This window comes from Sabulibacter ruber (assembly GCF_017355955.1).
In the GTDB taxonomy this organism is placed as follows: domain Bacteria; phylum Bacteroidota; class Bacteroidia; order Cytophagales; family Hymenobacteraceae; genus Nibribacter; species Nibribacter ruber_A.
Genome location: NZ_JAFFID010000001.1, coordinates 2,334,887 through 2,359,913 on the forward strand (window position 1 = coordinate 2,334,887; position 25,027 = coordinate 2,359,913).

Consider the following 25,027-nt stretch of genomic DNA (forward strand, 5'->3'; position numbering starts at 1 on the left):
TTCTGTAAATCTGTTTTAAGGCTATTTTCCTGAATTGGGGCTTGAATCAGCTTTCTTCAAAGGATTGTTGAGGTAATCCACCGCCAGGTTAGCCAGCGCCCGCACGCCCAGTTTCAGGCCGCTTTCCTCTATGTAGAAATCCGGGGTGTGATGCGAGGGGGCTTTGGCGGGATCTGCACCTTTGGGCATGCCGCCCAGGAAGAGGTACAGCCCCGGTATTCTTTGCTGAAAGTAGGCGTAGTCCTCGGCAATGGTCACAGGCTTGGTGAGTTTCACCTGGTTTACGCCCGCCACGCGCTGCAAAGAAGGCAGCATGTGCGCGGTGAGGGCCTCGTGGTTGTAGGTAACGGGCGTCATTTCCTGGATAGAAACCTCGGCGGTAGCACCCGCGCCGGTGGCGATGCTGGTGGCCGTCTGCTTCAGCCGCTCATGTATTTGCTGCTGCATGGGCACATCCAGCGCCCGGATGGTCCCGATCATCTCCACCTGCGTAGGCACAATGTTGGCGCGAACGCCGCCGTTGATAGCGCCCACCGTCACGATGGCCGCCGCATTGGTCAGGTCTACCTGGCGGCTCACAATGGTCTGCAAAGCGGTGACAATGTACGCCGAGGTGACTACCGGGTCCACGCCCATCCAGGGGGTACCGCCGTGCGCCTGCTGGCCTTTTACAATAATCTTGAAGTTATCTGAGCTGGCCATCATGCCCTGCGGCCGATAGGTAATGGTACCCACTTCCACGTCTGAGCGGATGTGCAGCCCGAACATGGCATCAACCTTAGGGTTCTCCAGCACGCCTTCCTGCACCATCAGCCTCGCGCCGCCCACCTGTCCGGGAGCGGAACCTTCCTCAGCGGGCTGAAACACGAATTTAACCGTGCCCTTCAGGTCTTTCTTCACGCTGCTCAGCACCTCGGCTACGCCCATGAGCATGGCTACGTGCGCATCGTGGCCGCAGGCGTGCATCACGCCTACTTGCTGCCCCTCAAAGGTGGTTTTCACTTTAGACGCGAACGGCAGGTTGTGGGTGTTGTTCTCCGTCACCGGCAAAGCATCCATGTCGGCGCGCAGGGCCACTACGGGTCCGGGCTGACCGCCTTTCAGGATGCCTACCACACCGGTTCTGGCTACGCCGGTTTTCACCTCCAGCCCTAGGGCCTTAAGATGCTTCGCGATTTTCTCAGCGGTTTTCACCTCAAAGTTGCCCAGTTCTGGGTTTTGGTGCAGGTCTCTACGCCACTGGATGACCTTCGGCTCCACCTTATCGGCGAGCTGGTCCAGTTGGGTTTGTACGCCCGAGGTTTGAGCTTTACCCCCGAGGGATAAACTTAGGCACCCGGTCAGAAGGAGCAGGGTTTTAAATGTATGTATTCTGAACATGAGATTCCGGTTGGTTTTGAGCCGCTTTGGGTAAAGTAGCCCTAAAACACAAAAGTACGGCGTGCGGTTGGGAAAAGGAATTTAGCAGCAGAGTTAACTACCTCTGGGCAGAGAAGAAATACCGGTGAAAAGCCAAGTTGCTTACGGAGGAACTCAATTGATTTTATCCAAATAACTCTTCAACAGAATTCATCCACTAAGCTTACTAGAATTTATTTAAGACAAATTCAGAATTGATTTACTTTAGAAACATTCAAATTACCTTTGCACCTCTAATTACAAGCCAATCAGATAAGTAGTTTAATCTCTAAACGAAATAAGTGTTTATCACCTAAACAAGAACATCAACTCAGGCATCAATAACTATTTAACCTATTTTATCAATCCTTACTTTATTTTTTAATGAGAAAACTTCTACTCCTATCCATCTTTGTTCTGGTACAACTTTCCGCGTTTGCTCAATCAGATTCTTCCAGGGTGCCTTTTGTGGCTTACTGGGGAAAAGGAGACGTTTACAAGTTCAAGGTGACTAAACTGAAACAGCAATGGAAGAACGGCACCTTAGATAAAAATGACTCTTCCCAATATATTGTCAATTTTGAGGTCATAGATTCTACCGAAAATTCTTACAGAATCAAATGGATTTACAGAAACAACCTAGCCAGCACCTACAATCTCTCACCGGCTTTACTGGAAAAGTTCGCTAAATACGACCTAACCGAAATCATCTACAAGACAACCGAAACAGGGCAGTTTGTAGGTATTGAAAACTGGCAACAAGTAGCGGATATGATGAAGAGCATGTTTGCAGACATCATAGAAGTAACCGCAGAAGGCGGTACCATCTCCAAAGCAGATCTGCAAAAACGGCTGGAACCTATGATCGCGGCCTACAATTCAAAGGAAGCGGTGGAACAGTTGGTCTTTAATGAACTTCAATATTTACACTTCCCTCTGGGGGCAGATTTCTCCGCCTCAGCAACTATTGAGTATGATGATGAGTTGCCCAATATGTTTGGCGGTAATCCCATAAAGGCTAAAGGGAAATTGTTCTTTGAGAGCGTTGACCCTGAGGAGAGCCGTTGTATGCTGGTGCAGGAATTGAATCTTAATCCTGAGGACACCAGAAAGGTGGTAACCCTTGTGCTCAACAAAATGGGATTGAAGGAAAAAGAAGTGAAAGCCGCCATGAAAACTGCAAAGTTTAGCATAACGGACCTCAACAAGTATGACTACTTCTACAACCCGGGAGTACCTGTCAAAATTGAAACCCGCAGAGAAACCTTGCTGAATATTCAGAAAGAAACGGCAAGACGCATTGACAAGGTTATGATTGAACTGATAGACTAAACAGAGCTGGAGCGCACCCGCTCCAGCCCCTGTATTCTAAGTCTGTTATTTCGAAATAAACCCCAAACCAGCTTATTCCTCTGTTTTCTTCTGGGCTTCTTCCACTGCTTCCTTTAACGGCTCTTCCAAATGCCGGGCAGCGGCCTGGTCTCCTTCCTGAATGGCCGAGGCGATGTTTTCGCCGAACTTGGCGGCTACCTGCGTGGTGAACGGCACAATCTCTGGGTCGGCGAGTACGTCAATCACCACCGGCCGATCGGCTTGTAAGGCTTCCTGTAAAGCAGAGTCAATCTGGTCTGGGCGTTCGATGCGGATGCCTTTCAGGCCGAGGCTTTCGGCGTATTGGGCGAAGTTGAAATCAGGCAGTACCTGGGAGGCATCAAACTTGGGATTGCCTTCGTTTGCGCGCTGCTCCCAGGTCACGAAGTTGAGGTCGCGGTTGTTGAGCACCAGCACAATCAGGCGCGGATCGGTCCACTGTTGCCAGTATTTCTGGATGGTGAGTAGTTCGGCGTTGCTACTCATCTGCATGGCGCCGTCACCGGCAAACGCCACGGCCAAGCGGTCTGGGAAAGCGAACTTGGCGGCAATGGCGTAAGGCACGGCGCAGCCCATGGTAGCCAACGTGCCCGATACCGAGAACTTCATGCCTTCCCGGATTCTGATGTACTGCGACATCCAACTGGAAGAGGAACCCGAATCGGCGGCTAGAATAGAATTATCCGGCAGCAAGGGCGAGAACTTCTGGAAAACCAGTTTAGGGTTCACCGGATTGGCCGGGTGCGTGGCTTGCTCCTCGGTTTGCCGCCACCAGTCTTTGATGTTCTGCTCGATCTGCTCGCGCCAACTGCGGTCTTCTTTACGGTACAGCAGCGGCAGCAAAGCGCGTAAGGTCTCGGTGCTGTCGCCGATGAGCGGTACTTCCATGGGGTACCGGATGCTGAGCATGCGGCCATCCAGGTCTATCTGCACGCCGCGCGCCTGCCCTTCTTTGGGGAGGAACTCGGCGTACGGAAAGCTGGAGCCTATCATGAGCAGCGTATCGCAGTTTTCCATCATCTGGTGGCTGGCCGTGGTCCCGAAGAACCCGATGCCACCGGTTACAAATGGCAATTCATCGGGTAGCACCGCTTTGCCCAGGTACGCCTTCGCCACGCCGGCACCCAGCACCTCTGCTACCTGAATTACCTCCTGGGCAGCGCCTTTGGCTCCGGCGCCCACCAGAATGGCTACTTTCTTACCGCTGTTCAGTACCTCGGCGGCTTTCTGCAGGTCTTCCTCCCGGGGCAGCACCCTTGGCATCAGGTACCCGATGCCCGAGTGGATGGTGCCGTGCTCGTGTTTGGGTTCCTCGTAGTCCAGTTCCTGCACATCGTTGGGCAGGATGACACAGGTGACGGTGCGCTGGTCCCGGGCGATGCGGAAAGCGCGGTCAATCAGGTGGCGTACCTGGCTGGCATCGGTGGCCATTTGCACAAACTCGCTGGCTACGTCTTTGAACAGCGTCATCAGGTCCACTTCCTGCTGCGCATGTCCGCCCAGGGCTTTACGGGGCTTCTGACCAATGAGCGCCACCACCGGTTGGTGGTCCAGCTTGGCATCATACAAGCCGTTGAGCAAATGAATGGCACCCGGTCCGGAGGTGGCCAGGCAAACGCCTACCTCACCGGTGTACTTGGCGTGGGCGCAGGCCATGAGCGAGGCGACTTCCTCGTGCCGCACCTGCACAAACTCCAGCTTGCCCTCGGCACGGTCCAAAGCGCCCATGACGCCGTTGATGCCATCGCCGGGGTACCCGAAGATGCGGGTCACGCCCCATTTGCTTAGTCTGTCTATGATGAAATCGCTGACTTGCTGTGCCATACCTTCCTGGATTAGAAACTTTCTTTGTAATGATTTCCTAGAAAATCAGTTCTAAACAGGTACGACCTCAGGAGCAGATGGTTCAGCAAGGAACTGGTCAGCGTCTGTTTTACAGCCGTTTTCCCGAAAGCGGACCTAAAACGGGGAAGTCGATGAGCAACAGCATTCCTCTTTGAACAGAAATCCAAGTCACCTTAACGGAACCGCATAAAAACGCAAAGACAAGGCAGTGCCTTGTCTCTACAATTCTTAACGTTTGTGAAAGTTTTACCTCGGTGTTTTCGGTTTATTGCCCTGGGGTGCTGTTCAAGGGATTGTTCAGGTAATCTACGGCCAGGTAGGCCAGGGTACGCACGCCTAGTTTGAGACCGCTTTCGTCAATCATAAAGTCGGGGGTGTGGTGCGCGGGAATTTTGGTGGGGTCCTGCCCTTTGGCCATCCCGCCCACGAAAACGAACACGCCCGGCACTTTCTGCTGGTAATAGGCGAAGTCTTCGGCCCCGGTCACGGCTTTGGTTAAAACCACCTTCTGCTTGCCCGCCGCGCGTTCCAGGGAGGGCAGCATGTGGGCGGTGAGGGCTACGTGGTTGTAGGTGATGGGTGTGTTTTTCACGATCTCCACCTCGGCGGTGGCCCCTGAGCTCTCGGCGATGAGCGTGGCCGTGCGCCGCAGTTTCTCATGCAGTTGGTCCTGCATTTTGGGGTCCAGCGCCCGGATGGTGCCGATCATTTCCACCTCCTCTGGGATGATGTTGGTTCTAACCCCACCGTGGATGGCACCCACCGTAATCACCGCAGCCTCGTTGGTCAGTTCCATCTGTCGGCTCACGATGGTCTGGATGCCGTTGATGATCTGCGCCGATACCACAATGGGGTCCACACTGGCCCACGGGTACGCGCCGTGTGCCTGGCGACCTTTCACCTTGATCTTGAAGTTATCTGAGCTGGCCATGGTGCCCTGCGGACGGTATTTGAGGGTGCCCACCTCGGTAGCAGAGTTGATGTGCAGCCCGAAAATGGCGTCCACTTTGGGCTTCTCCAGCGCTCCTTCGGCCACCATCACATCAGCGCCGCCTTCCTCACCGGCAGGAGCGCCTTCCTCGGCGGGCTGGAAGATAAATTTCACGGTGCCTTTCAGGTCTTTCTTGTGCTGGGCCAGGATCTCGGCGGCGCCCATGAGCATGGCCATGTGCGTGTCGTGGCCGCAGGCATGCATCACGCCTACCTGTTGGTTGTTGAACGTAGTACGTACTTTGGAGGCGAAGGGCAGGCTGTTGCGCTCGGTCACGGGCAGAGCATCCATATCGGCGCGCAGGGCAACTACGGGTCCGGGCTGACCGCCTTTCAGGATGGCCACCACGCCGGTTTTGGCAACGCCCGTCTTCACCTCAAACCCGAGGCTTTTCAGGTGCTTGGCCACTTTCTCGGCGGTTTTTACTTCGCGGTTGCTGAGCTCGGGGAACTGGTGGAAATCGCGGCGCCACTGGATGACTTTCGGCTCAATTTTGTCGGCCAACTGGTCTATCTGTGCGTGCAGGTTGGACGTCTGGGCGAAGGCGGTTTGCGCCAGGGCAGCCAATGAAAGCGCCGAGGCCCATTTCTGGAAAGTATTCATTTGTTTGTTTGGTGAAGGTACAGGTGGATGCTGGGTCAGAAATCAATCTCTATTTTAAGCATATTTTCTGAGAAACCGGCTAAAAACGCCTGAAGTCTGGCAAGACGTTCTGAACGGAAACAATCGAGCCTCTAGAACCGAAATTAGAATTCATGTACTATGGCGCGGAAGTTACTTCCGTGCCTTCCCTTTACTCGTTAGACACGGAAGTAACTTCCGCGCCATAGTAGAAGCATCTTTCTCAACCAATCCGAACCTTCGGAAAACGGGCAGACGGTTCCTGAGGCGCCTCGATCAAAAGGCACGGAAGTAACTTCAGGGCCATAGAGGAATTTACTCGTTATTTGAATTTGCAAAATCGCGTACTTTGGAGGCAAATTCTCGCTCTACATGACGCATCTCCGGTTTCTGCTTGCTTTCGTTCTACTGTTCCCTTTTTCCGTTTCTGCCCAGAAAACCTACTGGCAACAGGAAGTCCACTACAAAATAGACGTGACGCTGGATGATCAGAATCATTCACTCAAAGCCACGGAGCAACTGGAGTACATCAACCACTCGCCGGAGACGCTTACGTTTCTGTACTTCCACCTGTGGCCCAACGCCTATCAGGACCGAAACACCGCCTTCGCCCGACAGCAGTTGGTGAACGACGAGGACAAATTCTACTTTGCCTCGAAGGAGGCGCGCGGTTCCATTTCGGGGCTGGATTTCAAAATAAACGGCCAAAACGTAAAATGGGAACTGGACGCGAAGAACCCCGACATTGCCAAACTCACCTTGAACCAACCGCTGGCACCGGGCGGCCGCATTACCATCAGCACGCCGTTCCAGGTGAAGTTACCGGAATCGTTTTCCCGATTGGGGCACGTGGGGCAATCGTACCAGATCACGCAGTGGTACCCTAAACCGGCGGTGTTTGACCACAAAGGCTGGCACCCCATGCCGTACCTGGACCAGGGCGAGTTCTACTCAGAATACGGCTCTTTTGACGTGCGCATCACCTTACCCGCCAACTACACCGTAGGTGCCACCGGCGAACTGCAGAACCCCGAGGAACAAGCCCGTATGGACAGCCTGGCACAGGTGACTGCCGCCAAGAAGGAGTTCAACGAGCAGGAGGTGGACTTTCCGCCCTCGGCTGGCAAAACCAAAACTCTGCACTACAAACAAAACCGCATCCATGATTTCGCGTGGTTCGCGGATAAGCGGTTCAACGTGCTCAAGAGCCAGGTGACGCTTCCGGCCTCTAAACGCCCCGTGACTACGTGGCTGCTGTTCACCAACCGAAACGCCGAGGAATGGATCAGAACCCAGCAGGACATCAACGATGCCGTCTACTACTATTCGCTCTGGCTGGGTGATTACCCGTACGCGCACGCTACCGCCGTGGATGGTGCCCTGAGCGCGGGTGCGGGCATGGAATATCCCATGGTGACGGTGACGGAGCCCGAGGCCATCATCCACGAGGTGGGCCACAACTGGTTCTACGGCATTCTGGGCAGCAACGAGCGGCGGCATCCCTGGCTGGACGAGGGCATCAACAGCTACTACGAGTTCAGGACCAAAGCCCAACGCAAGCCTTATGCCGGCATCCTGTCCAGCGAGATCAACCAGAATGCCATGGGTCGGTTCCTGGGCGTGCATGACCTGCCGCCTGCCGGGATTGATGCCGTGGCCTTTCTCTCGGCGGCCAGTCGGGGGTTGGAGCAGCCTATTACGTCTCCGGCCATTCAGTTCAGAACCCTCAACTACGGCACCGGCGTTTACCTGAAAACAGCTCATTTGTTTCAGTACCTGGAGAAGTACCTGGGCACCGCCCGCTTTGACAGCGCCATGCACACCTACTATCGGCAGTGGCAGTTCCGGCACCCATACCCCGAGGATTTACAGGCGGTTCTGGAGAAATCTACCGGAGAATCGTTGCACTGGTTTTTCCAGGAGCTGCTGCCTTCCACCGCCATCCCAGACGCACATTTGCAAAACGTAACCACCTCGGGCGGCAACACCCAGGCCGTGGTGCGGCAAACCGGAAAACTGGCGCTGCCGGTACAGGTAGCCGCCCTTAACACCGAGGGGCAGATTCTGGAAAGCCACTGGACCAAACCGGGCGAGCGCGAACAAACCGTAACCTTCACCGTCACTAATATTGACCGGATTGTGGTAGACCCCAATTACTATTTCCCGGAGCTGGACCGCCGCGATAACCAATACCGCGTGGGCCGGGCGTTCCCCAAAAGCGAGCCGCTGCACCTACAGCCTCTGCTGGGCATTGAGCACATAGACAAAAAGCAGTTGTTTGTGGCCCCGGCTTTGGGGTATAACACCCATGATGGGTTCCAACTGGGCGCCTTGCTGTATAACTCCCTGCCCACCGAACACAAGCTCAACTATGTGGTCATGCCGATGTTCGGGTTCGGAAGCACCCGCCTTACCGGTCTGGCCGATGTCCGCTTCCGGGTTCCCTCGCAAGGTTTTCTGCGCAAGATTGACGTGGGTGTACTGGGCCAGCGGTTCGCCAATTTCCATACGCTTACCCCCAGCATCACCTTCCATAACCGCCTGAATAACCCGAACACAGCCCGGCAGCAACTCACACTGGCCTGGCATTACGTGCAGGATGATTTCCTGCCAGATTTCCACGCGCCCCGTCTCGCGTACCAGCTTACTACCCAAAATGCGGTGGCGGGTACCCAGGTAACTTTCGACGTCACTATGTTCCGGTACCGGGCGCAAACTTTTGTATCAGACGTGGACCCATTGTTTGCCAACGAAGAGGCACATTTCAACCCGGTCAGATTGAGGCTTTCTTTGGAAAACTGGTTTAAATACCGGCCTAAAAAGGAAATCAGGTTGCGAGGCTTTGTGGGCTTCATGGCCGATAACGACTATTTCCGGAGTCCTTTTGGCTTAGGCCTGGCTGGCAGCCCCGATTACCTGAAGCAGACTCCATTCTTCAACCGCCGGGAGATGTTCACTTCCCTGGAAGGCCCCGCGGCCATTCGGCAGACCGATCTTGCGGATGGTGGTTTCCGGAACGCCGTGCCCGTTATGAGCCGCGAATGGATGGCCACCGTCAATCTCACCGCCAATTTGCCGGTAACGCCTTTCGCCGTGTACCTGGACCTGGGCCACGTGCAGGAACTGGACCGGCTGCTCTACGGAACCGGCTTGCAGCTTTCCTTCTTCCGCAATGCCGTTCAAATCTACTTCCCTGTGGCCGGAAGCAATTATGCAGATGACTTCCCTTCTACGTTCAAAGATTTCACCCGCAACATCCGCTACTCCCTGAATCTGCAACGCCTGAACCCTTTCCGGTTACTGGATGAGCTGCAGTAGGGTAATGAGTGAATGAGTGATTGAGAGAATGAGGGATTGATGAAAATTGCCAGATAAGGGATGATTAGGATCGGTAGAGGAAGTGGAAACTGGGCGTTTTTACCGTATTTTTCAGAAATTAGGCTGAAAACGATTTTGCTTTCCATTTCTATGCACCACTTCACTCCTAAGATCTGGCAGCTTTCTCTGCTTTTCCTCTTTGTGCTTTGCTTCGGTTGTACCACCGATTACCAGAACCTGCCCGCCATCACCGAGACTAAACATTGGCAGGCCGTGATAGAAACGCCCTCGGGCTCTACGCAGCCGCTGGTGTATGATGCGCAGGAAAAGGAATTTATGCCGCAGCTGGAGGCCGGTCAGCCCCGCAAATTGGAGTTTTTGCCCTACCCCGGCAACGAGGGTTTTATTCCGTCTACGCTGGTAGACTCCACGCAAAGCAGGCCGGCGGCTCCGTTACCGGTGCTGGTCTTGTGCAACCAGAAAGAACCGGGCACGGTGCTGGAGATTCTGCCGGTGGGCGTGCTGGTGCTGGAGACCGATGGCGAGCTGCGGCACGTGGTGGTGGCCGTGCCCGCCCGACCCAGTGAGCAGACCATCTCGCCCAACTCCTACAGCGATTTTTCGGCGCGTTACCCGGCGGTGAAAAGCATTCTGCAGCAATGGTACCTGAACGCCGATCCCCGAAAACCTACCCACCTCATGGGCTGGAAAGACGAGATGTTCGCTGATAAACTGATTCAGCAGTGGGTGCGGTAAGCTGCACCTTTCCCAATTCATCGGCCTTGCCTGATTCATAATTCTCCCCAAGGCAGGCAAATACTAAACCCTTAAAGCCAAGCCGTTTGCAAAAAGAGATTTCCTAAAGTCGGCACAATTCCTAACTTCGCTCTTAACTAGAAAGACTGAACCTAAAAACAACGCATGTTTCCAACCATAAACCCTACCACTACCCAGGCTTGGGAGAAACTGACGAACCATTACGGCCAAATCAAAAACGTTCATCTGAAAGACGCCTTCGCGCAGGACCCACAGCGGTTTGAGAAGTTCAGCGTCACGTTTGAGAACATTCTGCTGGATTACTCCAAAAACCGCATCACTGAGGAAACCCGCCAACTGCTGGTGCAACTGGCCCAGGAATGCGGCCTGCAAGACGCCATTGAGGCCATGTTCACCGGTGAGCGCATCAACTTCACCGAGAACCGCGCCGTGTTGCACGTGGCCTTGCGCAACCTGTCTAACGCGCCTATTCTGGAAGATGGCAAGGATGTGATGCCCGAGGTGAACCGCGTACTGGCGCAGGTGGAGAAATTCTCCAACGAGATCATCAACGGCGACTGGAAAGGCTACACCGGCGAACCCATTGACACCATTGTGAACATCGGGATTGGCGGCTCAGATTTGGGCCCCGTTATGGTGACTGAGGCCCTGAAAGCCTACCAGAAACCGAACATCACCACCTATTTTGTTTCCAACGTGGACGGCACGCACATCGCCGAGACGCTGAAAATGATAAACCCTGAGACCACGCTGTTCATGATTGCCTCCAAGACGTTCACCACGCAGGAGACCATGACCAACGCGCACAGCGCCCGCAGCTGGTTCCTGGACCAGGTGCAGGACGAGGAGCATATCAAGAAGCACTTCGTGGCGCTTTCCACCAATTCCGTGGCTGTGGCCGAGTTTGGCATTGATACCAAGAACATGTTTGAGTTCTGGGACTGGGTAGGCGGTCGTTACTCGCTGTGGTCGGCCATCGGGTTGTCCATTTCCTGCACCATCGGGTACGAGAACTTCAGGGAGTTACTGGCCGGGGCTCATGCCATGGACAATCACTTCCGCACCGCGGCATTGGAAGAGAACCTGCCTGTAATCCTTGCTTTGCTGGGCATCTGGTACAACAACTTCTTTGGGGCCGAAAGCCACGCGCTGTTGCCGTATGACCAATACATGCACCGCTTTGCCGCTTATTTCCAGCAAGGCGATATGGAAAGCAACGGCAAGTACGTAGACCGCAACGGTCAGCCGGTAAGTTACCAGACCGGACCTATCATCTGGGGCGAACCGGGCACCAACGGCCAGCACGCATTTTACCAATTAATCCACCAGGGCACCAAACTTATCCCCTGCGATTTCCTGGCGCCCGCTATCAGCCACAACCCCATCGGCGATCACCATCCTAAACTGATGGCGAACTTCTTCGCGCAGACCGAGGCCCTGATGAACGGCAAAGACGAAGAGCAGGTAATCCAGGAGATGCACCGCATGAGCTGCTCTGAGGAGGAAATCAGAACCCTGAAAGCGTTCAAGATTTTTGAAGGAAACCGGCCTACCAACTCCATCCTGTTCAAACAGCTGGACCCCAGAACCCTGGGCAGCCTCATTGCCATGTACGAGCACAAGATCTTTGTGCAAGGCGTGATCTGGAACGTCTTCAGCTTTGACCAGTGGGGCGTGGAACTGGGCAAGCAATTGGCCAAGCAAATCCTGCCGGAGCTGACTTCTGCTGAGCAAGTAACCTCCCATGACAGCTCTACCAACGGCCTGATCAACCAGTTCAAGGCGTTTAGAAAGTAATTGTAAGGCTTGGAAACGCTTCCTTAATTCATTCCGGTTATCTATTCCAATGAATGGATAACTGGAATGAATTTTTGTTTATATCCTAGCTAAGCTACATTGTAAGAATGAATATTCAAGAAGCTGTCAACAATTTGAACAACACTGACTTAATTAAGTTAATAGGAATACTTGTAACTATTATTATAGCTTTTTTTGGCTTTATAGGTAGAGCCATATTCACGAAATGGAAACACAGTCTTGATCTAGAAATAAAATTGCTTGATTCTAAAAACTCACAAAATGAAAGACTTCTAAGCTCATTCTCTTCTACATCAAATATTTCTCAAACTAAGCGAATTGAAGCAATTGAAGAATTCTGGGCCCATGTCCTAGATATAAAGAAATGCATTCCAAGTGCGGGACATCTCGCTTATTCTATACTATCACAAAATGAATTAGATGATTTCTTTAACCTCCAAGGAGATTTACCTAAGTTGTTTCTTCAACAAGTACCTAATAAGGAATCAGAGGAAATCTTCTGGGAGCTTTGTGGAAAATGTGAGAGATTAAGACCCTTCTTGGGCGAAGCGCTTTGGTTGAATTTCCAAATGTTACAAGGCTTTGTTGGAAGGACAAGGTTTATATTTAAAGAATCAGTAAATAAAAAAAGCTTAACCTTTTGGCAGGATGACGATTTCTTTGCTAGAATTTTCCTAGCCCTTTTCACAGAGGATGAAAATAAACTAATTAATAGCAATAGGTATTCATCTTATCAATATGCACTTGAAGTTCTTGAGCAAAGATTGTTGACAGAAGTTAATGATATCCTTTCTGGCAAAAGGCTAACTTATGACAGTGTAACTATGGCAAAAAAACTCATTCACTTAAAAAGTGATTATAAGGCATAACGAAATATAAAGGCCGTGTTTGCTGAAGGCATAACACGACCTTTATGATAGTATCACCTGAGTCAATTCCTTCAAGCTCTACTTCTCCTAGCCATGACACCTCTCCACTTCAAGACGCACATCGGCAAACTAGACTACCTCATGGGAACGCATTACGTGGAGATTCCGGCGGAGGTGGTGCAGGCCTTAGGCGGCAAGTTCAACGTGCGCCTACTGTGTACGGTGAACAATACCGTCACGTACCAGGGCGGAATTGTGGCGTTGGGCCAGGGCCGGGGCTACATCACCCTCACCAAACAGCGCCTGAAACAGTTGGGTGTGAAGGAAGGCAGCGAGGTTTCGGTCACGCTGGAGAAAGACACCAGCCAATACGGCACGCCCGTTCCCGAGGAACTCTCTGAGCTCTTCATCCAGGACGATGAAGGCAAAGCCCGCTTTGATCAGCTGAAACCCGGCATGCAGCGCTATATCATTCAGCACGTGGCGGCGGTCAAGAGCTCCCAGCTCCGCATTGACCGGTCTATCAAACTCATCGGGAATCTGAAACAGTTGAAACCGGGCAAGGAAACCTTCCGCGAGATTCTGGGGCTGGAGAAAAGAGAAATTTAATTCGCGTTTTACCAAAGGGCACCATCCTGTAGAGATAAGGTACTGCCTTGTCTCTTTCGTTATTTGGAGACAGGTATTTTGATGGCCTTTCTGCAAAATAAGCCTAGAAACGGGTGAACAGGTTATGACCTTAGGCTGCTACCTTTGGTAATCCTGAACCGGTTATCGCTTGTTTTCCTGGGCACCGGTAGGAACCGTTCTGGAGACAAGGCAGTGCCTTGTCTCTACAGAGGAAGGGCATTCTAGTAGCGCGTTTTGGGGCTGTTTTTAGGAAATCGGGGCCAAAACGGATTTGGATTACCGTTCCCACCTTCCGCCGCCGTACCTTTACCGAAACATATTCTCAATTACCTCTGCATGATCATCCGCGCCATTTGCTCTGATATTGACGGAACGCTGCTCAACCAAGACCGCGAGCTTTCCCAAAGAACCATAGACACCATTCAACGCCTGGACAAAAACCTGCCGTTTATCATGGCCTCGGCCAGGATGCCCAGCGCCGTGCGCCACCTGCAGGAACAGTTAGGCATTCTGCACCACCCCATGATCTGCTTCAACGGCGGGTACGTGCTGCTCTACGATGATTCCACCCAGGAACCGCAGGTGCTGGACACGGTGCAGATTCCGGCCTCTGTTTGCCAGGAAATCGCCGGGCTGGCCCAGGGCACCAGCATCAACGTGAGTTTGTACCAGGACGATCACTGGCACGCCCCGCAGGTAGACCAGTGGACCGAGCGGGAAATCCGGCACACCAAGGTGAATCCCACTATCTCCTCCACGCAGGAAGTTCTGCAGGCGTGGCAAACGGCCCAAACCGGGGCCCACAAAGTGATGTGCATGGGCGCGGCGGAAGAAATCCAGACGTTGTGGGAGGCCTTGCACCCTAGGTTTGGGGAGCAGCTGCACATTTACCGCTCCAACGACCGCTACTTGGAAATCGCCCCGAAGACTATTTCCAAGGCCACCGCTTTAAAGCTGCTTTTGGAAAAACACTATGATTTCGGGATGGAATCGGTGATGGCTTTGGGGGACAATTACAACGATGTGGAGATGCTGGGTGCCGTGGGTCTGGGCATTGCCGTAGGGAACGCCCGCGAAGAAGCCAAAGCCGCCGCCAAAGAAGTCACCGCGCCTAGCATTGAAGACGGCGTGGCTATCGCCATTGAAAAGTACTGCCTGTAGCAGCTGCGGCACTTTCCCGCCGGATACCCTGGCGCTTGACCTTGTCTGAGGCGGTTTTCGTATATAGCAGCTCAATTAACGCATTTCCATGAGAACTATCAAGAAAATCCATAAAGCCGAGTACGCGCCCATCGCGGATCTGGTCACCTATTCGCCGTTGCCTTCCAGAAGCCTGCAGCAGGTAGACCCGTTTCTGTTCCTGAACCACCACGGGCACCAGGTGTACAAACCCAACAACCGGGGACTTCCGTTCGGGCCGCACCCGCACCGGGGCATGGAAACTGTGACCTTCATCCTGGAGGGCGACATCATGCACAAAGACTCGGGTGGGCACGAGAGCGTGATCACCGGCGGCGGCGTGCAGTGGATGACGGCGGGCCGTGGCTTGATCCATGCGGAGGTTTCTTCCTCAGAGTTCAAGAAGACCGGCGGACCGCTGGAGATCCTGCAGCTGTGGGTGAACCTGCCGGCCAGGCTCAAAATGACCGAGCCCCGGTACGAAGGCCTGCAAAGAGAAAACATCCCCACCTTCACCCTGGATGAAGGCAACGTGACCGTGAACCTGGTTTCCGGCACCTGGGACGGCCACACCGGCGCGTTTGAAACGCTTTCAGACATCATGCTCAGCACCGTTTACTTCCAGGCGGGCGGCAAACTGAGCGTGGAAGTACCAGCCGAGCGGAATATCTTCTTCTACATCATCAAAGGCACGCTCACGGTGAATGGTCAGCAAGTACCGTTCAGAAACCTGGTAGAGTTCAACAACGACGGAACCGAGCTGCAGGTGGAAGCCTCCGAGGACAGCATTTTGCTGTTCGGGCACGCGGTGCCGTTCAACGAGCCGGTAGTGGCGCAGGGACCGTTTGTGATGAACTCCGAAGCCGAAATCTACCAGGCTTACGCCGATTACCAGCAAGGCAAATTCGGTTCCTGGAACCATTAACCGCTCCGGGTTTCCCATTTAACCAGAACCACCTGTTTCAGAACTGATTTAAGAAAATCGGCTCTGAAACAGGTGGTTCAATTTTTAAGCTTGGGGCCAGTAATAAGATCCTTAATCCAGAATGAATTTGTTTTTGGGAGTTAGAGACTGGGGCACTTCCTGGCCGGCCATTTCCAGCAGAGAAGCCTCAATGGTCTGGCAGATGGCATTCAGGGCTAAGTCATTGGGCTCTGTGCCGAAGGGTTCCTCAATCTCGTTCACGATGGAGTCCAGCGCCATAAAGGTGTAGCCCACAAACACCACAATGAGCGGCGTCATCCACCCGATGCTGTCTACCAACCCAAACGGCAGCAGGAAACAGTACAGGTACACGGTACGGTGTAGCAGCACGCTGTAAGTGTAAGGAATGGGCGTGCTGGCGATGCGCTCGCAGCCGCCAACAATGTTGGAGAGCTGGTTCAGGTTGTGGTCAATGGCTGCTTGGGTGATAGAGTCAATCCGGCCGGCCTCTTTTCCGGACTGTACCCACTGGCCCATTTCCCGGAGCAGCAGAATAGGTTTGAACCGGGCTTTCCCCAATGCCTGTACCAGATCTGGAGGCAAAAGGCGTTGGAAGTCTTGGGAGGGATCGGTTCTGCGGAGTTGGTGTTTAAGGGCGTAAGCAAAGGCAATGAGCATCTTCACGAATTGAAGTACCTGCGGAGAATCAGCGGGCAGACCGGTCATGGTCAAGGCCTGCCGGGTGAGGGAACGGGTATCAATCAGGAGGGCGCCCCAGAGCTTGCGGCCTTCCCAGAAACGCTCGTAGCTGGCATTGTTCCGGAAGCCCAGGAAAATAGCCAGGGCAATTCCCAGCAAGGTAAAGGCGGCCGGGTTCAGCGGCACTTTGTAGGCAAATAATCGTCCCTGGAAATAGACCACTACCACCGAGAGCAGCAACAGCACCAGCAAGCGCGGCAGAATGATGGGGAGCACGGAGCCCTTCCAGACGAAGAGCATTCTAAACCAGTTCTCTTTCTTTCTTATGATCATAGGGTACTCCGGGGGAATTCACTTTCGGCACGCAAAGGTACAGACACCGCCTACAAAAAGTACCCTTTGCAGGCTTTTGTGTTGGTTCTGTTTCTCCCCTGTTTTAAGTAAACCAAGGCTAAAACAGCTTTCAAAGGGAGCTTAGCCAGCAGGAACAGAAAACAGCGCATCCTTTCTCCTACGGCTGTTCACCGTTTTAAGCCTGTTTCTGCGGAATCAGACTTAAAACAGAAGAGCCCTGCGGTAGCTTTCCACAGGGCTCTTCTGCACGTGTTCTTTTATAGAATTACTCTATCTTATCCAGTTTGGCTTTGACAATCTCCGCGGCGCGGCGCATGTTCTCTATCTCGGCTTTGGCGGCTTCCTGCTGTTTCAGGTTGTTTTCCACCTCCTTTTTGAGCTGTTCCAGTTCCTGGGCGTTGGCTACCAGGGCGGCTTCCAGTTCCAGTTTCCGCTGCTGGTTTTTGGAGATCCGGGCTTGGATTTCGTTTGCCTGGCGCACTACCAGATCAGATTTGTTCTGGGAGTTCACCACCACGTTCTGGGCTTCGTTGATCTGCTGCAGGATGTCTTCTTTGTATAGGTTGCGGGCAAATTGCTGCAGAAGAGCCACCCCGCTGGCCCACTCCCTGGGCGTTTCTTTCTGGTTCAGGTAAGCGTTGCCCATGTCAATGGACCACCACACCATAGAACCTTTGCTGGTAGGCTCTACCTTAGACACAATCCGGATGGGGTTGCGGCTGATGGTGTCAATCTTGCCGCTCTCAACGGTATAAATGCCTTTACCGGCCTGCGCTTTGGGCAACGGCAAAAGCGAAGGCGCTTTCACTACGCCGCCAGACGTTTCTTTCAGGTAGGCTGCCCAGGCTTTCTCCACTACTTTGCTGTCTAACTGGATCATGATGCGCTGCCCTTTGCGGGTAATGCCGTTCACCTCCAGCTCTGCCTCTTCCACTGTAGAGCGCTGGGCCCAAGCCGTCATACTTACTCCCCAAAATAACAGCAGCAATGCCACTGCCCGTACCCGCGTAAATGTGCCTTTCATGTAAACTACTTCTCTTAGAAAAAATGGGCTGAAATCGCCTTTGAATCAGCGCAGGAATTCCTGCAGTGCAAATTTATACTACCCTGCCCTAGTATAAAAACCACTAATGAAAACTAAATTGCCTTTATACCAGTTTTATGCTTTATGAAGGTCACCGTCTGCCGTAAAGAAAACTTCAATGCCGCGCATCGGCTCCATAACCCAAACTGGACCGATGAGCAAAACCAACAAGTCTTTGGGTTATGCAACAACCCCAACTACCATGGCCATAATTACAACCTCATAGTCAAACTCAATGGCCCCATAGATGAGGACACCGGCTATGTCTATGACATGAAAAAGTTGAGTCTTCTGATAAAAGCAGAAATTTTAAATAAATTTGACCACAAAAACCTGAATCTGGATACGGAGGAGTTCAAACACCTGAACCCCACCGCCGAGAATATCGCCGTTGTGATCTGGCAGCGTTTACGCCCCCACCTCCCAGAAAACTACACGTTATCCGTCACTTTATTTGAAACCGAAAGAAACTTTGTTGAATACCATGGATAGAAGGGATTGGCACGAGGAAGATCCCGAGGAAGAACACGTATCTGGTTCTTTAGAAACTCCTCTCCGCGCAGACGCGTTTGACCTCACAGATGAGCAGAAAATAAACGGCATTGAACACCACTTCCGGGAAATCATGCACCTCTTGGGGCTGGACCTGGAAGACGATAGCCTGAAAGGCACGCCGCGCCGGGTGGCCAAAATGTACGTGAAAGAGATTTTTGACGGACTTAACCCCGAGAATCGCCCCACTGCCCGTCTGTTTGAGAACCGGTACGGCTACCGCCAGATGCTGGTGGAGCGCGACATCACCCTTTACTCCAGCTGTGAGCACCACTTTGTGCCTATCATTGGCAAAGCGCACGTAGCCTACATTCCAAATGAGCACGTGATTGGTTTGTCTAAGCTCAACCGCATTGTGCAGTATTTTGGCCGTCGCCCGCAGGTGCAGGAGCGCCTCACCCGCCAGATTGCCCAGGAACTGCGCGATGTGCTCAAAACCGAGAACGTAGCCGTTTACATTGAAGCCGATCACCTGTGCGTGATGAGCCGTGGTGTGAATGATGTAAGCAGCAGCACCATTACGTCTGAGTATTCTGGCTTGTTTGAGCAGGAGGCTTACCGCCTGGAGTTTCTGCAGGCCATCAGGCACAGTAAGTAAATACCACAAGGGTAGTGATCACAGGATTATCTGCAATGATGAATCTTTCAGGCGCACGCATTGTTTCCATTTTCGCTAGTTTAATGAAAAGCAGCCGCCCTACCCTAATCTATACAAACGCGTATAAGCAGGTTTGGGCGTAAGACAGTAGACAACGCAACATGTCAGACAAGATATTGATTGCCGGCGGCACCGGTTTATTGGGTTCACGTTTGTCAGAGATGCTGATTGACAGTGGATATGAAGTAGCCCTCCTAAGCCGTACCCCCGACAAATACGCCCGCTATAAAACGTTCAAATGGGATGTGCAGAAAGGCACGATAGACGAAAACGCCATCCGCTACGCTGACTATATCATCAACCTTGCCGGAACCAGCGTGGCTGGTGAAAAATGGACTTCCCAACGCAAAAAGGAAATCCTGAACAGCCGCATCCAGTCTACCAACCTGCTCTGCGAGTACCTTGAAAAGGTGCCCCACCACGTGAAAGGCTTTATTGGCTCCTCGGCGGTGGGCATTTACGGCAACTCCGGAGACAGGCTTATGATGGAAGAAAGCAGCTACGGCTCTGACTTCCTGGCCGAGGTCTGTAAACAGTGGGAGCAAGCCTCCTGGCAAATCCACAACCTGGGTATCAGAACGGTCATTTACAGGATTGGCATTGTTTTAAGCAACAAAGGCGGGGCACTTCCGCAGATTGCCAAACCAGTGAAAATGCTGGCCGGTGCTCCCCTAGGTTCAGGCAAGCAGTTCATGTCCTGGATTCATATTGATGATATGTGCCGGCTGTTTATCAAAGCCATTGAGGACCGCCAGATGCAGGGCGTGTACAACGCCGTGGCGCCTAACCCCGCCACCAACGAGGAACTCACCCGCACCCTGGCCAAAGTAATGCACAAACCCATGGTGTTCCCCAATGTGCCCGCCATTGGTTTAAAGCTGGTGCTGGGTGAACTGAGCGAAGTAGTATTAGGCGGCTCACGGGTAAGCGCCACCAAAGTTCTGCAAACCGGTTTTACCTTTGAGTACAACCACCTGCAGGAAGCGCTGGAGTCTTTGTATGACAAGAACAGCTAGGGAAGAATTGATTTCAATCATAAAGAAGAAGACCATCTCAGTAACTACTAAGATGGTCTTCTTCTTTTGGGCACATGGATAATCCTCTCACCGCTTATCATGGCTTACACCCTGTTATAAAAGCAAATCACCCTGAAGGGATTTTCCTCCAGGGCGATGCAAAGCTTCACAGAAAGGTTAGTTCATTAGGATGATCTTCTGCGTGAGTACTTTTTTGCCAGTAGTTAAGCGGGCAATGTATACTCCGTTTGGTAAGCCTGTAGCGTTCAAAGACACAGTAGTTGGTACTCCACCATCCGCTTTTCCTACAAACAGATGCTTCACCAGTTTGCCTTGGGTGTCATAGATATCCACTACCGCTTCACCGGCCTCTGCTAATGAGAATTCAACGGTGGCATTCTGGGTGAACGGGTTAGGATACACCTTCAGCTTGGTTTCTGCCAAAGTTGGGGCTACCACCGCATTGCTGGTAGAGATGGTAGCGATGGCTAAGGGACCTGCTGCCACAACAAAGGTTGGAGTCTCGGTAACAGTGAGGGCAATTCTACCATTAGTGGTCTTCATTTTGGCCACTCCCATTTCCTCGGTTCCAATCCGCAGGGTATACACGTACGCTGAATCGGTTCCAACATTGAGGGTATAGTCTACCCGTCTGTCTTTGTCATCCGGAACCCAGCAGGCGTACATGGTTTTGCCAGAGTTGTCGCGGTACTTGTCAATTCTTGGGTCTTTGCTCAAGCGTTCCACCGGAATATAGTCCCCGAAGTACTTCCACACCTGCGCCATGTAATCGGCGGCCGGTCTGCGTTTGAGGGTTTCTCTGTCTACGTGACCACTGGTGGCATATTGCGTGGTGTTGTAGATAGAACCAGTAGCGTCATCATACAATTGGTAGAAGTACAGGCCAGATAAACCAGCCATGGCGTAATCAAGAGAGGTTCTCAGGATCCAGTCACCCTGCACCATGAACTTGTCTTTGCTGCCAATCACTTTGGTGCCCTGGGTCTTGCTGTTCCAGTCATAGCCGGTTTCGGTGATGATGATCGGCATGTCGCCGTTGCTGATGAACTCTTTGTTGATCTGGTGGTAGTTGTTGATGTTGTTTGGCGCCAGAGAAAGCTCTGGGGCTACTCCTACTCTACCGCCGTCGGCATACTGCTCACCGTCAAAGTTGTTGTTGTAGGCGTGGTAGTTGATCTCATCAAAGCAAAGGTTCACTTTCCCGTTGGGCAGGTAGCCTCTGTTTTTCTTACACCAATCTACAAGGCCCTGGTAGAAAGCTGTTTTGGTAGTAGCAATACCGCCGCAAACCACAATCATGTTAGGGTCTGCCTGCTTCACACCTACGCCGGGGCCCATGGTGCCCATGTGTCCGTCATAGAAGGCGCTCAGGTACGCGGCATACTCATCACTGTTCTGGTTACCTGCGCGGCCTTTCCAATGGCGGTCTGGCTCGTTATTCGCCTCAATTTTCTTAACCAGGTTCAAACCAATCTTGGCCTGGGTGCCAACTGCTTTCACCAAAGCCGGATTTACGCCGGTGTTGGAGCCATATCTGGCAGCAAACTGGAAGGCCATTCTGGCAATAGCAACGTACGTGGCCGGGGTTTTCTTCGCCTTGTTGTACTCCTCGTTAAAGTAGTTGGTACCAGAGGCGGTAACAGTAGTATAAGAGCTCTTGTACGGCATTGGGGCGTTCTCATAAGACCGGATAGCCGATGGATACGTGTTCACCATCCAGCCAGTAAGGTTCTTAAGACATACCACTACTTCTTTACCGTTGGCTTTGTGGCGGGCATAGATGTCATCCAGTTTCCAGTTTCCTTTCATGGTTGGCTGGAAGGCATACAGTCCTTCTCCGTTGGTCTCCAGAATATTCCAGTCTACATAGTCTCTCACCACGTGGTAAGGGGCAATAGCGGCAATCTTCCATTTCAATCTCTCAGGATCTGTGCTGGCGTTGTCTGAAGGGTACGTGTTAATCCCCAGCATTCTCTTGAGAGGATAAGCCGGCTTGGTGAAGGTTGGCGGGGTATAAGGCTTGTACTTGCCGTAGAACTTGATCTCGTCTGGCAGAGAAACGCCTCTTCTTTTCCGCAGAATCACGGCGCTTACTTTGATAGGCGTAGTAAGGGTATGGTCAATCCAGGCGAGGTACTTGTCGCCGTTGTACTGCGGACCAGTGATCTCGCGGCCGGTGCCTCTTTCTACGTAAATCACTTTCACTTCATAGCCGGCTGGGATGGATCCCTGGCCATCATAGAAACTGATCTTCTGCAACTCCACTTCCATCTGGTCCGGGAAGTTCAGGACAATGTCTGACTCTGGCATCATCTCAGAAGTACCCATGTTCACCGTTTTCTGGATGATTCCGTCAAACAGACCTGCAATGTTCTGGTTGCTTTTGTCTTTGTGATAGCCCCAGTACGGTTTGTAAGGGATCTGACCTGTCACGAACGTACCGGTAGATGGTGCCGGGGTTGGAGCAGGTAATGTATTATTAGAGCTGCCAGAAGCCACTACCAGAGCTCTGGTAACGCTGGTAGCTGCTGCATACCCGTTACCAGCTGCCTGAGAGGCTGTAATGTTGGCGGTTCCGGCACCTACAATGGTAGCTTTCCAACCAGAAGTAGTCTGGGCTACAGTAGCCACGGCCGTGTTGGAAGACCTGAAGGTGATAGGTGTTACGGTGTTGGTACTGGTGGCCTGCAGTAAGAAGGCGGCATCTCCTACGGTTTTGGAAGGCAGGGCCGCAAACGTGATCACTGCCGGAGTAGAAGGCGTTGTTGGGGTTGTGGTAGCTGTAGTGGAAATCACCAGGGTTCTGGTCACGCTGGTGGCGGCGGTGAATCCATTGCCGGCCACCTGAGAAGCCGTGATGTTCACAGACCCCGATTTTATGATGGTGACCTGCCAGCCCGCTGAGGTCTTGGTTACAGATGCTACCCCCGCGTTAGAGGATTTGAACGTGATAGGCGTTACGGTATTGGTGCTGGTGGCGGAGATAAGAAACGGAGCATCTCCCAGACCTTTTTTAGGCAAGCCGTTGAAAGTAATCACCGCTTTAGGAGCAGTAGTAGTAGTGGTAGCAGAAACCGTTAACGCTCTGGTTACATTGGTGGCGGCAGCAAAACCATTGCCGGCGGGCTGTGAAGCCGTAATGTTGGCAGTACCAGCTCCTACAATGGTGGCTTTCCAGCCTTCTGTAGTTTTTGCCACGGTGGCTACCGCAGTGTTTGAAGATGAAAAGCTGATTGGTGTTACGGTGTTGGTGCTGGTGGCCTGCAATAAGAAGGCAGGATCACCCACTTTTTTAGAAGGCAGAGTGGCAAAGGTGATGGCGGCCGGAGTGATTGCCGGAGCAATGGTATTGCTTAAGTCAGCATCAGAAGTGCCGTATACTCTTACTTTCTGCGGAATATTATTCCAGATTTTATGAACGATGATAGCGTCTGCGGTCACCGGTGTACTTAAGGTAATATTAACCCAGCTCTTGTACGATGTTCCGGTAAACTTACCCAACAGTACTCTCTGCGTGCCATTAAGGGCGTAGATGTAAGCGGGCTTGTCTGTGAAGGTTTTCTCGTGGTCGTATAAAGAAACTCTGGTTACGTTGCTTCTTCCCTCTAAAGGAAGCACCACATCAAAGTATAGGTTATTGGTAGCCTGATAGTTTGGCTGCACTAAATCATTCAGATCATCGGTCAGCCAGGGCGCATAGTTCTGTCCGGTATTAACGGCAGGCTTTATGGCCGTGATTTTAAGGTTTACCTCAGAAGCGTTCTGAGCAGATGATATAAATGGAGTATAAAAGGTAAATAAGAAAAATAAGCTTAAAAGTATGGGTTTGGGTAGGTTCATGGGCGCGTAGTAAATGGATAATTAAGTCTTAAAATCAAGAGTTGACCTAAGGCTTTTAATGGCAGAGGAGTGACTTTAAACCGCTAATTCCTAGTTATTTAAAGAATTAAACAGGTATTTAAAGTAAAGAGAGAGCCTTCGCATTACCTGCGTCGCAAGAAAATTGGCAGCAAAACGCAAATTGACTTTTTTCAGGCAAAATAATCCCACCAAAGCGCTCTTTTTCAAGCACTTTGCACATCAGACTTAATACCGCAAAGAAATAATGCAATTTAGAGAAATACAGCCAGCATCCTTACTTCTGCTATAATTTCAATAACCTTGTTAAATTGAAACTATGACGGGGTCTGAATGTTATTTGTATCAGGAAGTTATCGTATAAACCGAAAGTTTAAGGGTTTGAACAAATACAAAGAGTACAATTGATCGGTGTATTAATACGGTTCAAAATTACAGTACAAAACCTAAACCCGCAACCCTCAGTTTTGCACTATTTCTACAAAAAGAGATTTATATCTGAAGAAATTTTGTGCTAATCCGTATACACCTTCGTTATAAACTTAAATTTCAAGGGAAATAACCTTGGAATTAATCATCCCACTTTAATCATTAATTATTTGGCATTTAATCAGATAAGCAATTTATAATATATAAAAAAGCTATATTCAAAAATATAATATTTCTAATCACCCACCTTTATAGACATTTCTTAGGAAATTGCACAATTATAGAATCAGCAGCTTTTAACCCTCAGAGTCTACACTCTTTTCAATAATGAATTGAAATATTCGGCAATCAATATAGAATTGACAATATATAAGCATGCTCCTCTTATTAGATAGGCTGGCAAAGAGGCGCACCTGCTGCCTGTCATTAACTTCCTTTGATCAGAGCCAAAAACCAGGGAAACAGAAACAAATTCACCTTGGGCCTGCTTTGTCAATCACCCAGTGGCTTAAAGCAGAAGCATGAAAGAAGGACGGACACAAGCCGCCACGCTTACCAGGCAGGGTACATTCTTGTAATTACAGCTATATAAATTTCCTGCCCAGTGTCATTAC

The 25,027-nt window shown here is 51.7% G+C and carries 17 protein-coding genes; 11 read left to right on the plus strand and 6 right to left on the minus strand.

Annotation, left to right across the window (positions count from 1 at the left end):
* Positions 1–21: 21 nt before the first annotated feature.
* The gene (locus JT719_RS09495; protein ID WP_207432739.1) at positions 22–1,380 is read right to left on the minus strand and encodes an amidohydrolase; all 1,359 of its coding nucleotides are present in this window, start codon (positions 1,378–1,380) and stop codon (positions 22–24) included.
* Between the two features lie 402 nt (positions 1,381–1,782).
* Here JT719_RS09495 and JT719_RS09500 point away from each other — a divergent pair, with 402 nt between their 5' ends.
* Positions 1,783–2,730: a hypothetical protein gene (locus JT719_RS09500; protein WP_207432742.1), complete on the plus strand. Its 948-nt coding sequence runs from the start codon at positions 1,783–1,785 to the stop codon at positions 2,728–2,730.
* Between the two features lie 72 nt (positions 2,731–2,802).
* Here JT719_RS09500 and JT719_RS09505 read toward each other — a convergent pair whose 3' ends face one another.
* Positions 2,803–4,593 (minus strand): thiamine pyrophosphate-requiring protein, encoded by a 1,791-nt coding sequence (locus JT719_RS09505; RefSeq protein ID WP_207432743.1) that lies wholly within the window; start codon positions 4,591–4,593, stop codon positions 2,803–2,805.
* A 286-nt stretch (positions 4,594–4,879) separates the two neighbouring features.
* Positions 4,880–6,208, minus strand: a complete 1,329-nt coding sequence (locus JT719_RS09510; protein ID WP_207432745.1) for an amidohydrolase — start codon at positions 6,206–6,208, stop codon at positions 4,880–4,882.
* A gap of 390 nt (positions 6,209–6,598) precedes the next feature.
* On the opposite strand from JT719_RS09510, the gene JT719_RS09515 reads away from it, so the two are divergent.
* The 7 genes from JT719_RS09515 (at position 6,599) to JT719_RS09545 (ending at position 15,742) form a co-directional block, all read left to right on the plus strand.
* A complete protein-coding gene (locus JT719_RS09515) occupies positions 6,599–9,544 on the plus strand; it encodes a M1 family metallopeptidase (RefSeq protein ID WP_207432746.1) in 2,946 nt (981 codons plus the stop codon).
* 135 nt (positions 9,545–9,679) lie between these two features.
* A complete protein-coding gene (locus JT719_RS09520; protein ID WP_242693118.1) occupies positions 9,680–10,300 on the plus strand; it encodes an inorganic diphosphatase in 621 nt (206 codons plus the stop codon).
* A 165-nt stretch (positions 10,301–10,465) separates the two neighbouring features.
* A complete protein-coding gene (pgi, locus tag JT719_RS09525; protein ID WP_207432748.1) occupies positions 10,466–12,118 on the plus strand; it encodes a glucose-6-phosphate isomerase in 1,653 nt (550 codons plus the stop codon).
* 107 nt (positions 12,119–12,225) lie between these two features.
* Positions 12,226–13,008, plus strand: a complete 783-nt coding sequence (locus JT719_RS09530; RefSeq protein WP_207432750.1) for a hypothetical protein — start codon at positions 12,226–12,228, stop codon at positions 13,006–13,008.
* Between the two features lie 93 nt (positions 13,009–13,101).
* On the plus strand, positions 13,102–13,617 hold the full coding sequence (locus JT719_RS09535; protein WP_207432751.1) for a YdeI/OmpD-associated family protein: 516 nt from the start codon (positions 13,102–13,104) through the stop codon (positions 13,615–13,617).
* A gap of 357 nt (positions 13,618–13,974) precedes the next feature.
* A complete protein-coding gene (locus tag JT719_RS09540) occupies positions 13,975–14,799 on the plus strand; it encodes a Cof-type HAD-IIB family hydrolase (RefSeq protein WP_207432752.1) in 825 nt (274 codons plus the stop codon).
* An 88-nt stretch (positions 14,800–14,887) separates the two neighbouring features.
* A complete protein-coding gene (locus JT719_RS09545) occupies positions 14,888–15,742 on the plus strand; it encodes a pirin family protein (RefSeq protein ID WP_207432754.1) in 855 nt (284 codons plus the stop codon).
* A gap of 111 nt (positions 15,743–15,853) precedes the next feature.
* Here JT719_RS09545 and JT719_RS09550 read toward each other — a convergent pair whose 3' ends face one another.
* Both JT719_RS09550 and JT719_RS09555 read right to left on the minus strand, forming a co-directional pair.
* Positions 15,854–16,774 (minus strand): bestrophin family protein, encoded by a 921-nt coding sequence (locus tag JT719_RS09550; protein WP_207432755.1) that lies wholly within the window; start codon positions 16,772–16,774, stop codon positions 15,854–15,856.
* A gap of 286 nt (positions 16,775–17,060) precedes the next feature.
* Positions 17,061–17,819 carry a DNA repair ATPase gene (locus JT719_RS09555; protein WP_207432756.1) on the minus strand — a complete coding sequence of 253 codons (759 nt, stop codon included), beginning with the start codon at positions 17,817–17,819 and terminating at the stop codon, positions 17,061–17,063.
* Positions 17,820–17,963: 144 nt separating this feature from the next.
* On the opposite strand from JT719_RS09555, the gene JT719_RS09560 reads away from it, so the two are divergent.
* The 3 genes from JT719_RS09560 (at position 17,964) to JT719_RS09570 (ending at position 20,105) form a co-directional block, all read left to right on the plus strand.
* Positions 17,964–18,371, plus strand: coding sequence for a 6-pyruvoyl trahydropterin synthase family protein (locus JT719_RS09560; protein WP_207432758.1), 408 nt, complete (start codon positions 17,964–17,966; stop codon positions 18,369–18,371).
* Positions 18,364–19,029: a GTP cyclohydrolase I FolE gene (gene folE, locus JT719_RS09565; RefSeq protein WP_207432759.1), complete on the plus strand. Its 666-nt coding sequence runs from the start codon at positions 18,364–18,366 to the stop codon at positions 19,027–19,029. Before JT719_RS09560 ends, folE begins: the two co-directional genes overlap by 8 nt.
* A gap of 161 nt (positions 19,030–19,190) precedes the next feature.
* The gene (locus JT719_RS09570; RefSeq protein ID WP_207432761.1) at positions 19,191–20,105 is read left to right on the plus strand and encodes a TIGR01777 family oxidoreductase; all 915 of its coding nucleotides are present in this window, start codon (positions 19,191–19,193) and stop codon (positions 20,103–20,105) included.
* A 177-nt stretch (positions 20,106–20,282) separates the two neighbouring features.
* On the opposite strand, the gene JT719_RS09575 is transcribed toward JT719_RS09570, so the two are convergent.
* A complete protein-coding gene (locus JT719_RS09575; protein ID WP_207432762.1) occupies positions 20,283–23,966 on the minus strand; it encodes a T9SS type A sorting domain-containing protein in 3,684 nt (1,227 codons plus the stop codon).
* Positions 23,967–25,027: the final 1,061 nt, after the last annotated feature.